At 35.8% G+C, this 12,973-nt stretch carries 8 protein-coding genes and 3 pseudogenes; 5 read left to right on the forward strand and 6 right to left on the reverse strand.

The window, feature by feature from the left end; translation table 11 throughout:
* Positions 1-73 precede the first annotated feature (73 nt).
* Complete coding sequence (locus AAGD95_RS02695) at positions 74-925, reverse strand: IS982 family transposase (RefSeq protein WP_410542088.1); 852 nt, start codon at positions 923-925, stop codon at positions 74-76.
* Between the two features lie 527 nt (positions 926-1,452).
* Between AAGD95_RS02695 and AAGD95_RS02700 the strand changes: the two genes are divergently transcribed.
* Together AAGD95_RS02700 and AAGD95_RS02705 are read left to right on the forward strand one after the other, a co-directional pair.
* Positions 1,453-2,133 carry a P44/Msp2 family outer membrane protein gene (locus tag AAGD95_RS02700; protein WP_341818769.1) on the forward strand — a complete coding sequence of 227 codons (681 nt, stop codon included), beginning with the start codon at positions 1,453-1,455 and terminating at the stop codon, positions 2,131-2,133.
* 161 nt (positions 2,134-2,294) lie between these two features.
* Positions 2,295-2,996: pseudogene (locus tag AAGD95_RS02705) on the forward strand (transposase); the annotation flags it as partial.
* A 30-nt stretch (positions 2,997-3,026) separates the two neighbouring features.
* Here AAGD95_RS02705 and AAGD95_RS02710 read toward each other — a convergent pair.
* Both AAGD95_RS02710 and AAGD95_RS02715 read right to left on the reverse strand, forming a co-directional pair.
* Positions 3,027-3,878, reverse strand: a complete 852-nt coding sequence (locus AAGD95_RS02710) for an IS982 family transposase (RefSeq protein ID WP_410542088.1) — start codon at positions 3,876-3,878, stop codon at positions 3,027-3,029.
* A 281-nt stretch (positions 3,879-4,159) separates the two neighbouring features.
* Positions 4,160-5,323: a multidrug effflux MFS transporter gene (locus AAGD95_RS02715; RefSeq protein ID WP_341818770.1), complete on the reverse strand. Its 1,164-nt coding sequence runs from the start codon at positions 5,321-5,323 to the stop codon at positions 4,160-4,162.
* Between the two features lie 416 nt (positions 5,324-5,739).
* On the opposite strand from AAGD95_RS02715, the pseudogene AAGD95_RS02720 reads away from it, so the two are divergent.
* The 3 genes and pseudogenes from AAGD95_RS02720 (at position 5,740) to AAGD95_RS02730 (ending at position 9,114) form a co-directional block, all read left to right on the forward strand.
* A pseudogene (locus tag AAGD95_RS02720) lies at positions 5,740-6,590 on the forward strand (IS982 family transposase).
* 223 nt (positions 6,591-6,813) lie between these two features.
* On the forward strand, positions 6,814-8,163 hold the full coding sequence (locus AAGD95_RS02725) for a phosphomannomutase/phosphoglucomutase (protein WP_341818771.1): 1,350 nt from the start codon (positions 6,814-6,816) through the stop codon (positions 8,161-8,163).
* A 101-nt stretch (positions 8,164-8,264) separates the two neighbouring features.
* Positions 8,265-9,114 (forward strand): annotated as a pseudogene (locus tag AAGD95_RS02730) (IS982 family transposase).
* Between the two features lie 13 nt (positions 9,115-9,127).
* Here AAGD95_RS02730 and AAGD95_RS02735 read toward each other — a convergent pair.
* From AAGD95_RS02735 to AAGD95_RS02745, 3 genes are read right to left on the reverse strand one after another with little or no spacing between them, the layout of a single operon-like run.
* The gene (locus AAGD95_RS02735; RefSeq protein WP_341818772.1) at positions 9,128-10,204 is read right to left on the reverse strand and encodes a tyrosine-type recombinase/integrase; all 1,077 of its coding nucleotides are present in this window, start codon (positions 10,202-10,204) and stop codon (positions 9,128-9,130) included.
* Between the two features lie 2 nt (positions 10,205-10,206).
* Entirely contained in the window at positions 10,207-11,586 is a 1,380-nt protein-coding gene (gene lpdA, locus AAGD95_RS02740) for a dihydrolipoyl dehydrogenase (RefSeq protein ID WP_341818773.1), read from the reverse strand.
* A complete protein-coding gene (locus AAGD95_RS02745) occupies positions 11,579-12,688 on the reverse strand; it encodes a PQQ-binding-like beta-propeller repeat protein (RefSeq protein WP_341818774.1) in 1,110 nt (369 codons plus the stop codon). The genes lpdA and AAGD95_RS02745 overlap by 8 nt, the downstream gene beginning before the upstream one ends.
* Positions 12,689-12,973 lie beyond the last annotated feature (285 nt).

A 12,973-nucleotide genomic window follows, 5' to 3' on the forward strand; every position in this document is an offset into this window, starting at 1 on the left:
TTAATTAGTAATCTATCTTTACCAAATACAAGCCAAAAGGCGGCGCGGTAACCCCAGCAACGCGAATTCTGGATTAAGGAAGGAAGAAAGTATAGGAAATAGAAGGCTTTTTGGATTTGATGGAATAGGAAATGAGAGTAGAAAAGATATGAACCAAAAAATTAACAGGGGATCTATGGCGAGTGTGTTCAATTTCTAGTCTATTTTTTAGGTAACCAAAAACAGTCTCAATGATAGACCTTTTTCTCAGTAAAATCTTCTCATTTAGCGAAATCAATGCATTTTTCATACCTTTTTTCACCTTGGTAACAAGTTTCAAACCTCGGTCAAACAGCTTCTGAAAAAGCTCTTTTGCAATATAACCTTTGTCACCAAACAAAAGGCCGGTTAATTTTTCCGTCAGATTTGGCACAGGTATCCTATCATCAACATTGCCTTTTGTTAGCGTAAGTGAATGAATTTCACCATTTTCATTGATTACCATATGTAATTTGAAACCAAAAAACCAGCCGTAAGTACTCTTGCTTAATTTTGCAATTCCAGCAAAAACTTTGTTTTTGGATATTCTTTTTGCATGACAAACTGCAATGGGAGTTGTGTCTATATATGAAATTCCAGTGTTTTCTGACTGTCCACAAAGCCAATGCAACAACATTGCTAAATGCCACAAAACCCTAGGCTTTAGAGCAACAAACCTGGTATATGAAGGCAACTTTGGAAACTCTGATTTGTAGAGCAACGTTAGGTAATGTAGATAGAAAGTTTTGAAATTTTTACACGGAGATTGTTGATATAGCAGGATTATTGTCATGATTTCGGAGTGCTCAATTTCCGTTGTTCTTGTGGGTTTTTTACCATTTGGCAGTAGTTTACCTGCAAAATTTTTCTCTATATCTCTGCAAAAATCATCGACCAAACAAAACAGTTTGTTATATCTTCCATGGTTAACCTCATCTGTTTTTTTATAACTGCTGAGTTTACCCTGTTTTCTTGCCTTTTCTATTCTCCTTTAATCCAGAATTCGCGTAAAAAGGACTAGATTCCAGTGTCAAGCACTGGAATGACATGGTGAGGCGTCATCCTGCTGCTCCTTTCTTGTCATCCCGCGCGGAATAATTAACCGTCATACCGCGATTCATTCGCGGTATCTCAACCGCTAACACGTAGCGGAATGACAGCAAGTCCTACGTCATACCGTCACGGTATCTCTAGATCCCGCTAACAAGCAGAGGGATGACGAGGTCTTTCGATAGTAAATCTTACCTATGTTAGCTATACCAAAAAATCAAAAGTCGTGTAACTCTATTTATTCATTAATAAAATCTTTGTCTTCTCCTAAAAATTAGTTAAAATGTAGAATATTTTGTGTTATTAAGTTAGCACTTGACTTAACTTTAGTTGTTACTTAGACTGCTAAAGTGGAATTTTAATTTTTTTTTTACGAGGACAATTATGCATTATAAAAAGTTTTTTTCAGCAGCCGCTTTAGCAACGTTGCTAAGTTTATCAAACTCTGCTTTCTCAGATCCTGTTGGTCCAATAAGTGATGAAGAAACTAGCTACTACGTTCGTTTGCAATACAACGGTGAAATTTTACCTCTTTTCACAAAAGTTGATGGTATTACAAATGTAACAGGCAAAGAAAAGGATAGTCCCTTAAAAGCATCTTTTATAGCTGGCGGTGGTGCGTTTGGCTATAAAATGGACGACATTAGAGTTGATGTTGAAGGGCTTTACTCACAGTTGAGTAAAGATGCAACTATAATAAATACGTCTGAGAAAAATGTTGCAGACAGTTTAACAGCATTTTCAGGATTAGTTAACGTTTATTACGATATAGCAATTGAAGATATGCCTATCACTCCATACATTGGTGTTGGTGTTGGTGCAGCATATGTAAGCAATCCTTTAGCAACAAAAGTTACTGATGATAAAGCCTCTGGATTTGGTGTTGCTTATCAAGCAAAAGCTGGTGTTAGTTATGATATAACTCCAGAAGTCAAACTTTATGCTGGAGCTCGTTATTTCGGTTCTTATGGTGCTAACTTTGGTAAGACAGCTAAAGACGATGCCGGAATCAAAGTTCTTTACAGCACTGTTGGTGCAGAAGCTGGAGTAGCGTTTAATTTCTAGTCTATCTCAGTCTTGTTATCCCAGTGGGTTTTTTCTTGTCATCCAAGTAGCATGACACTGGGATGGCTTTGTTGCATAGCAACCGAAAAAATCTGGTGGCTACTGACAAAATTCATTATAAATAACCATTTAACTGTTGAAGAAAAAATATGCCACAGAAAATGAAAGTCAGTAACCAAAACGAATATAACAAATTCCTTGAAAAAAGGGGAAATATTTTTCGTTACATCGATGAAGCTATCGAAAATTGGTATGAAAATAGTCCAAAAATGCAGGGCGGCAACTATATTTACAGTGATAAAGTCGTAATTTTGGTGCATATAATTGTCAATCTTTTTAGAATTGGTTTAAGACAAACGGTGGGGTTTATAAAAGGATATCTGCAACAAATAGGAAAAAATTTGGCAGTTATCAGCTATTCACAAGCATCAAGAAGGTTTAAAAAACTTAATATTAAGATAAATGATTGCAGGGTTGATAAAAGCAACATGGAAAATATTGAAATTATCATAGATAGCACAAGTATCAGCATTTACAGTAACACTCCTGGCCACAGTAAGGAAAACAGTGCAGATAGAAAGTACCGAAGCTACGAGCAAGTAAGAAAGTTACATGTTATGTTAAGTGTAAATAGTAAAAAAGCTATAGCTGCAAGATACAGTAATGGCTTCTACTCTGACCACTATGGAGCTTGCGATTTGCTTGAAGAAGTTAATTTTCAGCACAAAATAAAAGCATTATATGCAGATAGGGCATACGATAGGCACAAACTTTATAAATTGTGTAAGAAATACGATATAAAGACAAAAGTTCTACCAAAAAAGGATGCAGCAGAACATTCAAAAATAGATTATATGTCTGACAGAAATGCTGCTATTAACGCGAATTCTGGATTAAGGAAGGAAGAAAGTATAGGAAATAGAAGGCTTTTTGGATTTGATGGAATAGGAAATGAGAGTAGAAAAGATATGAACCAAAAAATTAACAGGGGATCTATGGCGAGTGTGTTCAATTTCTAGTCTATTTTTTAGGTAACCAAAAACAGTCTCAATGATAGACCTTTTTCTCAGTAAAATCTTCTCATTTAGCGAAATCAATGCATTTTTCATACCTTTTTTCACCTTGGTAACAAGTTTCAAACCTCGGTCAAACAGCTTCTGAAAAAGCTCTTTTGCAATATAACCTTTGTCACCAAACAAAAGGCCGGTTAATTTTTCCGTCAGATTTGGCACAGGTATCCTATCATCAACATTGCCTTTTGTTAGCGTAAGTGAATGAATTTCACCATTTTCATTGATTACCATATGTAATTTGAAACCAAAAAACCAGCCGTAAGTACTCTTGCTTAATTTTGCAATTCCAGCAAAAACTTTGTTTTTGGATATTCTTTTTGCATGACAAACTGCAATGGGAGTTGTGTCTATATATGAAATTCCAGTGTTTTCTGACTGTCCACAAAGCCAATGCAACAACATTGCTAAATGCCACAAAACCCTAGGCTTTAGAGCAACAAACCTGGTATATGAAGGCAACTTTGGAAACTCTGATTTGTAGAGCAACGTTAGGTAATGTAGATAGAAAGTTTTGAAATTTTTACACGGAGATTGTTGATATAGCAGGATTATTGTCATGATTTCGGAGTGCTCAATTTCCGTTGTTCTTGTGGGTTTTTTACCATTTGGCAGTAGTTTACCTGCAAAATTTTTCTCTATATCTCTGCAAAAATCATCGACCAAACAAAACAGTTTGTTATATCTTCCATGGTTAACCTCATCTGTTTTTTTATAACTGCTGAGTTTACCCTGTTTTCTTGCCTTTTCTATTCTCCTTTAATCCAGAATTCGCGTTTTTAGCAGCCTGAAACAAATCATCTATACTTTGTGAACTACTCATCCTACACCTCTTTGTAAAACTATATTGTTATGATAAAGCCGTTAATAATCTATGAGCTCTCACCCCCTGTAAAATTATATTATCATGATAAAGTCATTAATAACCCATGAGCTCTGGATCACGCAAATAATGGTTATTCCCTGTGTTTTTCAGTGCATTTGAGCTGGCTGTACATAAGAATCGCAATTGTAGAACATGCTATTGTTAATAGTAAATTTGGTAAAATACCATAGCGAAAAAATTTTCCTACTATATATATTCCAATAGCCCCAAACATCATATTGCAGAATGAGAGGACTGCACTACCAAGCCCTATACCTTTGATCGTTTCTAAAGCAGAAGTTACGTTATTGCTTATTATTAATGCAAGTCCGATATTGGCTGGAATCCAGACGACTTGAAGAATTAATATATTCAACTTGTCCGCGAAATAAAAATATACCAATAAACTATCGGATATTATCGGTAACACCAAACCTATTATTAGCATTTTGCTAACCCCTATTTTTGGTACATACCTTCTATTAATTAAAGTTCCAATTATGTAAAATATGACTATGATCGATATGAGGTAGCCAAAATACTGTACTTCAATGCCCATCGATTCAAATATGAACGGGTAGTTAGCAACGTATGCCCAAAGCCACATGAAAGTTAATCCATGAATAATTGAAAACCCAAGGAAACGATAATTTCTAAATATTGATATATATTGCTTGAAGATATTAGTAGTTATGTTAGTTATACTGGTTTCATTTTTATTTACAGTGAGTGTTTCTTGTAATTTAAAGTAAATAAAAATAAGTATAGCAATTGCCGCAAGTGATATAATAAAAAACAAAAATTTCCAATGATACCCATGTGAAATTATATAACTGCCCACCACTGGAGCTATTCCAGGTGAGAGTGCCACAACCATATTTAATTTTGAAATTACTCTCGAGTATTCACTACCCGAGTACATATCCCTTATTGCTGCATACCCAACAACACCTGCAACACCAGCCCCTGTTCCTTGTATGAAGCGAATTAGTATCAAGAGTGCAATACTGTCGGCTATATAACACATGACACTTGCCAAAGTAAAAATTGTCATACCAATCAGCATCATTGGACGCCTACCATAATGGTCCGATAATGGACCATAAATTAATCCAGATACCGCAAATCCAACTAGATTCAAGCTAATTGTAAGCTGCACTACACTGCCCTCTACTTTAAAATAATTGGCAATGCTTGGTAGTGCAACTGAGTACAAATCAGTTGCCATATCGACAATTGCTACAGACAATATCATAATAAGAGAGATGATATTTTGCGAAAGAGCTGTTTTCACTTAATGATTTACTGGATTAAATATACTTAATTATAATGTATTTTTTTCATTAGTATATTAATTTAACTACTGAAATTAAGAGCAGCTATTCGAGAAAAAGCCTGTGAAGGCTCTATCCAGTAGGGTGTCATCCCAGTGCCATGACTACTTGGATCTAGTTTCCATTATACAATTTCATCAAAGCAGTTTACTTACTTGCAATTAAGTTTCTGGATCCAAGTAGTCATGGCACTGGGATGACAGGAGAAGGAGGCTACTTAGATGACACCCTCCTAACGCGAATTCTGGATTAAAGGAGAATAGAAAAGGCAAGAAAACAGGGTAAACTCAGCAGTTATAAAAAAACAGATGAGGTTAACCATGGAAGATATAACAAACTGTTTTGTTTGGTCGATGATTTTTGCAGAGATATAGAGAAAAATTTTGCAGGTAAACTACTGCCAAATGGTAAAAAACCCACAAGAACAACGGAAATTGAGCACTCCGAAATCATGACAATAATCCTGCTATATCAACAATCTCCGTGTAAAAATTTCAAAACTTTCTATCTACATTACCTAACGTTGCTCTACAAATCAGAGTTTCCAAAGTTGCCTTCATATACCAGGTTTGTTGCTCTAAAGCCTAGGGTTTTGTGGCATTTAGCAATGTTGTTGCATTGGCTTTGTGGACAGTCAGAAAACACTGGAATTTCATATATAGACACAACTCCCATTGCAGTTTGTCATGCAAAAAGAATATCCAAAACAAAGTTTTTGCTGGAATTGCAAAATTAAGCAAGAGTACTTACGGCTGGTTTTTTGGTTTCAAATTACATATGGTAATCAATGAAAATGGTGAAATTCATTCACTTACGCTAACAAAAGGCAATGTTGATGATAGGATACCTGTGCCAAATCTGACGGAAAAATTAACCGGCCTTTTGTTTGGTGACAAAGGTTATATTGCAAAAGAGCTTTTTCAGAAGCTGTTTGACCGAGGTTTGAAACTTGTTACCAAGGTGAAAAAAGGTATGAAAAATGCATTGATTTCGCTAAATGAGAAGATTTTACTGAGAAAAAGGTCTATCATTGAGACTGTTTTTGGTTACCTAAAAAATAGACTAGAAATTGAACACACTCGCCATAGATCCCCTGTTAATTTTTTGGTTCATATCTTTTCTACTCTCATTTCCTATTCCATCAAATCCAAAAAGCCTTCTATTTCCTATACTTTCTTCCTTCCTTAATCCAGAATTCGCGTTTTTTCTGCTGTTCATCTACATTTAAACTTTGACCCTCAGCTATAAATACATTTTCGTTCTCCCATGGCATAATTTTACATTTTTAGAAAATATACTATAATACTAACAATTTTAATTAAAAAATTAACTAATTATGTGGGTAAATAAAGAAGAAATTTGAACACTTGTCCATTATGTTATATAGTAGTTACTCCTTAAGCAGTGCAGTATGGACAATACCATTATAAGAAAATACGATATTAGAGGTATAGTAGGCAAAGATTTGCAGATTAATGATGGGTACGAGATAGGTAGAAAGTTTGGCCAAACCGTAGCTAGTGTTTGTGTCGGCTACGACAGCAGAATAGATTCACCAGGTATAGAAAGAGAATTAATTAGGGGCTTAACTTTATCCGGTGCAAATGTTATACGCGTTGGACTATGCTCTTCACCTATGCTCTATGCTGCAACACAAATCACGCAGGCGGATCTTGGTATCATAATAACTGCCTCTCATAACCCCAGCGAATATAATGGCTTTAAATTTTTTAGTAATAAAAAAGTCTTCTCAGATCAAGAAATGAAGGAAATTATAAGCAGTCCAATTAAAAACAGTACAAGAATTGGAAGCTTAATTAACATAAATATATATGGTGAGTACATTCGCATATTAAAAGGTGCAGTGAAGAATAATGCTACACAGAAATTAAAAATAGCCTGGGATTGTGGAAATAGTCCAGCAAGTGGAATTATAAGGTATATTGAAAAGATCTTGCCTGGTCATACGCATATCGTAACCAATAACTCTATAGATGGGGCATTTCCACTGCATGATCCAGATCCCATAGAGGAAAAAAATCTCGCTCAATTAATTGACATTGTGAAGGGATATGGATGTGATCTTGGCATTGCGCTAGATGGCGATAGCGATAGGGTGCGCTTAATTGATAATAAAGGCAACGTTGTTTCCAATGACCATTTATTTATAATTTTTGCACGTGAAGTGTTGGAGGAATATCCAGAAAGCAAAGTTATTGCCAACGTAAAAATGAGTATGAAAGTGCATGATTTTGTTAGTAAGTTAGGAGGGCAAGTTATTACCTGCGCTACTGGACACTCACTAGTTAAGAAGAAGATGGTAGAGGAAGAGGCAAAGTTTGCTGGTGAATTAAGCGGGCACTTCTTCTTTTCTGAGCTAGGTTTTGATGATGGGCTATATTCTGCTGTTAAAGCAGTTGACATTTTGCTTAAGAAAAACCAAAGCCTATCTCAAGTAATTGAGGATTTACCGAAGTTATATATCACTCATGAAGTAAAGATTATAGTGAAAGATGAGAAAAAATTTCAAATAATTGAATCAATAAAGAAAACACTGGAGCAGCAAAATATTGTATTTTCAGATCTTGATGGTGTTAAGGTAACCGATAATAAAGGTTGGTGGCTTCTTAGGGTATCAAATACGCAAAACTGCATTACAGCAAGATGCGAAGGAGAGACTTTAGAAGGTTTTGAACTTACTAAAAAGGTTTTGTTCCATTACATTGATGAAGCAAGGTCTTTAAATTGTAGCTACTCATAACGCGAATTCTGGATTAAAGGAGAATAGAAAAGGCAAGAAAACAGGGTAAACTCAGCAGTTATAAAAAAACAGATGAGGTTAACCATGGAAGATATAACAAACTGTTTTGTTTGGTCGATGATTTTTGCAGAGATATAGAGAAAAATTTTGCAGGTAAACTACTGCCAAATGGTAAAAAACCCACAAGAACAACGGAAATTGAGCACTCCGAAATCATGACAATAATCCTGCTATATCAACAATCTCCGTGTAAAAATTTCAAAACTTTCTATCTACATTACCTAACGTTGCTCTACAAATCAGAGTTTCCAAAGTTGCCTTCATATACCAGGTTTGTTGCTCTAAAGCCTAGGGTTTTGTGGCATTTAGCAATGTTGTTGCATTGGCTTTGTGGACAGTCAGAAAACACTGGAATTTCATATATAGACACAACTCCCATTGCAGTTTGTCATGCAAAAAGAATATCCAAAACAAAGTTTTTGCTGGAATTGCAAAATTAAGCAAGAGTACTTACGGCTGGTTTTTTGGTTTCAAATTACATATGGTAATCAATGAAAATGGTGAAATTCATTCACTTACGCTAACAAAAGGCAATGTTGATGATAGGATACCTGTGCCAAATCTGACGGAAAAATTAACCGGCCTTTTGTTTGGTGACAAAGGTTATATTGCAAAAGAGCTTTTTCAGAAGCTGTTTGACCGAGGTTTGAAACTTGTTACCAAGGTGAAAAAAGGTATGAAAAATGCATTGATTTCGCTAAATGAGAAGATTTTACTGAGAAAAAGGCTATCATTGAGACTGTTTTTGGTTACCTAAAAAATAGACTAGAAATTGAACACACTCGCCATAGATCCCCTGTTAATTTTTTGGTTCATATCTTTTCTACTCTCATTTCCTATTCCATCAAATCCAAAAAGCCTTCTATTTCCTATACTTTCTTCCTTCCTTAATCCAGAATTCGCGTTAAAAGGGTTTTGACTTTTTCTCCAAACTCTGCTGAAAATTCTTATACATATTAAAAACATCTTGATAATTGAGGTGAGTGTAAACTTGAGTGGTCTCAAGACTCGAATGACCAAGCAGTTGTTGTATTGATCTTATGTCAATATCTTCCTGAAGCAAATGAGTAGCAAAACTATGACGAAATGCATGTGGAGATAAAATTTCTGGTAAATTTAACATTCTCCTTATTTTCTGCAAACGATTGGCCACATAAGTTCTTCCCAATTTTTTTCCTCTTACTCCCAAAAAAAGATATTGTGTTTCATCATTAATGCCAAGATAAGGACAGGCTTTTACATATTCCTGTATACATTTTTTTACTACCGGAAGAATGAATACCTGCCTTTGTTTATCTCCCTTGCCTGTTACTATTAAACTTTCATTGTTAATATCACTAACCCCAAGGTTCAACGCTTCACTGATTCTTAAGCCCGTACCATATAGCAGGACAATAATTGCAATTTCTCTTTTTACCACCCAAGGTTCGCTCAAGTCAGATAATTTCATTTCTTTCACCAAAGTTTTTGCGTTGCCTCCTGTCATCCCAGTGCTTGACACTGGGATCCATTCTTCTTTTTTTCTGGATTCCAGTGTCAAGCACTGGAATGACAAAGAAGAGTGAGCCCCGTGTAAATAGTGGTTATGTAAGAAAAAGTCTACTAAAGTTTTTATATCAGGTATTGATAATGCTTTGGGCAGAGTTCTTCTCTGAATTGGCCTTGATAAGGAAAATACAGCTTCATTGTCTATATTGTAGTTGTTTTTTATGTACTTGAAAAAATTTCTGATTACTGAGAGTGCTCGAGTGTTAGATCTTGCATTTACACCTCTTGCATAACGAGAGGTAAGCCAACTTCTTAACTCAGGTATACTTAAATTTTTCAGAGTACCAACATTTACTTCTCCACCAATATGAGTATTTAGGAAACTTATAAGATCCTTCAAGTCCCTCATGTATGACTCTAAAGTGTTTGGTGAATAAGATCTGTTGCACCTCAGCCACTCATACCATTTTTCAATGATTGAACCGAGGTCCACAATTATTTTTTAAAGAAAGCATCGATGCACGCATCTCGAAAGGCTTCATTTATATCAGGATGAGAGTGACAAATTCTGTATATATCCTCTGCTGCTGCACCATATGCCATTGCAACCGCTGCTTCGTTGATTAGCGTATCAGCGTATGCTCCTATGATATGCACACCTAGTATTGTATCTGTTCTGCTACAAGTCAGCACTTTCACGAATCCTTCAGCATCATCAGTGATTTTTGCTCTGCCGTTTGCAGCAAATTGACATTTACCAACTTTGTACTTACGGCCAACACTTTTCAACTCCTCTTCAGTTTTACCGATTGAAGAAACCGCAGGGTGAGTGTAAATGACAGATGGTATAATTTCATAATCAACGTGAGGTGACTGTCCTGCTATTATCTCTGCAACTGCCACTCCTTCTTCTTCTGCCTTATGAGCAAGCATTGCTCCACCGATCACATCACCAATAGCAAATATTCCTTTCACATTAGTTTCATATCTGTTGTTAACTTGAACGAAACCGCGATTATCTTTTTCTATTTTTTCATCAATACCAAGATTCTCAGTGCATGGTTTGCGTCCTGCTGCCACCAATACCTTATCCGCCTCTATAGTGTTTGTTTGATTATCTTTTACAGAGCAAACTTTCACACTCAAAGAGTTGCTACTTTGTTTTATCTCCTCGACTTTAGTGCTAAGTAAAAATTTTATTCCTTGTTTTTGTAGACTAGAAAGTAGAGACTTACTTAATTCTCCATCCATTGCTGCAGCGATTCTATCAAAAAATTCTACTACAGTGACTTCAGACCCTAGCCTCCTCCATACAGAAGACATTTCAAGCCCTATTGCCCCGGCTCCGATTACGACAAGTTTTTTTGGTACTTCAGTTAAAGATAATGCACCAGTAGACGAAATAATGTCTTTCTCATCGATATTAATTCCTGGCAAAGAAATAACGTCAGAACCGGTTGCAATTACTATATTTTTTGTCTTCAGCACCTTACCTTCAACTGAAACTTCAAGATTACCTTGGTCAAAAGAAGCAAGCCCATTGATTTTAGTGATTTTGTGAAGGTTAAACAAATATTCTATACCTTTTCCAAGTTCCTGAACTCTGGCATCCTTATAACCTAGCATTTCTTTTAAATCGAAACTTGCGTCCTTAATTTTTATGCCAAGCTTCGACAGATCATTTTTCGTGTGAGCATACTGATAGGAAGAATGGAGCAATGCTTTGGAGGGTATGCACCCAACCCGCAGGCACGTACCACCAAAAATGCTATTTTTATCTATACAGGCAACTTTCAATCCAAGTTTTGCAGCAGCGATAGCACACTTATAACCGCCTGGACCACCACCTATAACAATCAGGTCATAATCAATCATAAAGAACAAACCTATTTTCTAAAGAATAAACACCATTCTTCTCAGTTGTTACATATATCTTATTGCGAGTAAACACTGGAGTGTGGAACACATTACCAGGTACTTTGACTACCTTTCCTGCACTTTCAGATCCCGGAAAAGCAAACATTGAACCTTTATTGCTTGTCACCCACAGTGTATGGGCATGCATAATTGGAGCAAACAATTGCGTATTTTCTATTAAATCAGATGCCCAGACTGTTTCTCCATTTTTTATATCTAGGCCAATTATTTTATCGTCTTTAGTAACTATAAAAATTCTTCCGCCTGCTTTTTGCTCCTTTGGAGGAATAAGAGGACTGTAATATGACTCAATGTCTGATACACTTTTTACTTGCAGTGACTTTGACCATAAAATATTTCCTGATCTCACGTCAATACCATAAATATAGGAATTGTTTGTAGCTATTAAAGTATCGCCAAACACTCTCGGTGTAGTAGTTACATCTGTGAGCTGTGTATCCAAAAGGTTTGTAGCCAATTTTTGGCTCCACAATTTTTTACCGTCTTCATTAAAAGCTATTAACTCACCATTTGAAAATGGTGCTATTATTTTATCGTTAGAAATTGCTGGCGATATGGAATACAAACCTCGAACCTCATTGATACCGTTTTGATAAGTCCAAACGAAGCTGCCATCTTTTATATCAAACACGTACAGATAATTATCAATAGTCAATACTACCAATTTATTGTTTATTACTGCTGCTTTCCCTCTTACTGGAGCTCTCAATTCTTTTTCCCACTGAATCTCGCCGGTTTTTGCATCTATTGTGTGTAGAACGTTATCCACTATAAAGAAAACGTTTCCTCTGTGACGCAATAGGCTCATGTTACTAATTTTTTTTCTGTGTGAGAGGTGTAATTTCCAATTCATAGCCTTTGAGTTATCAATATCAAAGGAATATAAAGCGCCGTGCTTGTCTGATAAAATAACGCTATCTTCTGTAAGCACTGGAGCTACATACCCTTGAGATAGTTTTTTATCCACTAGACTTATTCGCTCGCTTGCCATTGTGTAACTGCTACACAATAACATTATCATGACAATTATTACTTTCATTACTTATTGAAAACAAGACTTAATTAATATACATCTTAAGAACCTTAATTACAACGGAAATGTTCTTGCTGCATGTTAAAAACGTTGATTTATGAACGAAATATAATATTATTATGTGAGATAATGCATACTTGACCTTACCCAGAAAAAGTGCCAACCTGCCACCTATCCACTCTGAAAAGTGATTATCTTCTCTTGCTTCCAACCAAGCAATACCTAATTCATACCTTCTGGGTAAGGTCATCCGCTACTTGGATGACAGAAAAGAGTGCTGGGATGACAGGA

This window comes from Wolbachia endosymbiont (group B) of Ennomos erosarius (genome assembly GCF_964026905.1).
Lineage (GTDB): Bacteria > Pseudomonadota > Alphaproteobacteria > Rickettsiales > Anaplasmataceae > Wolbachia.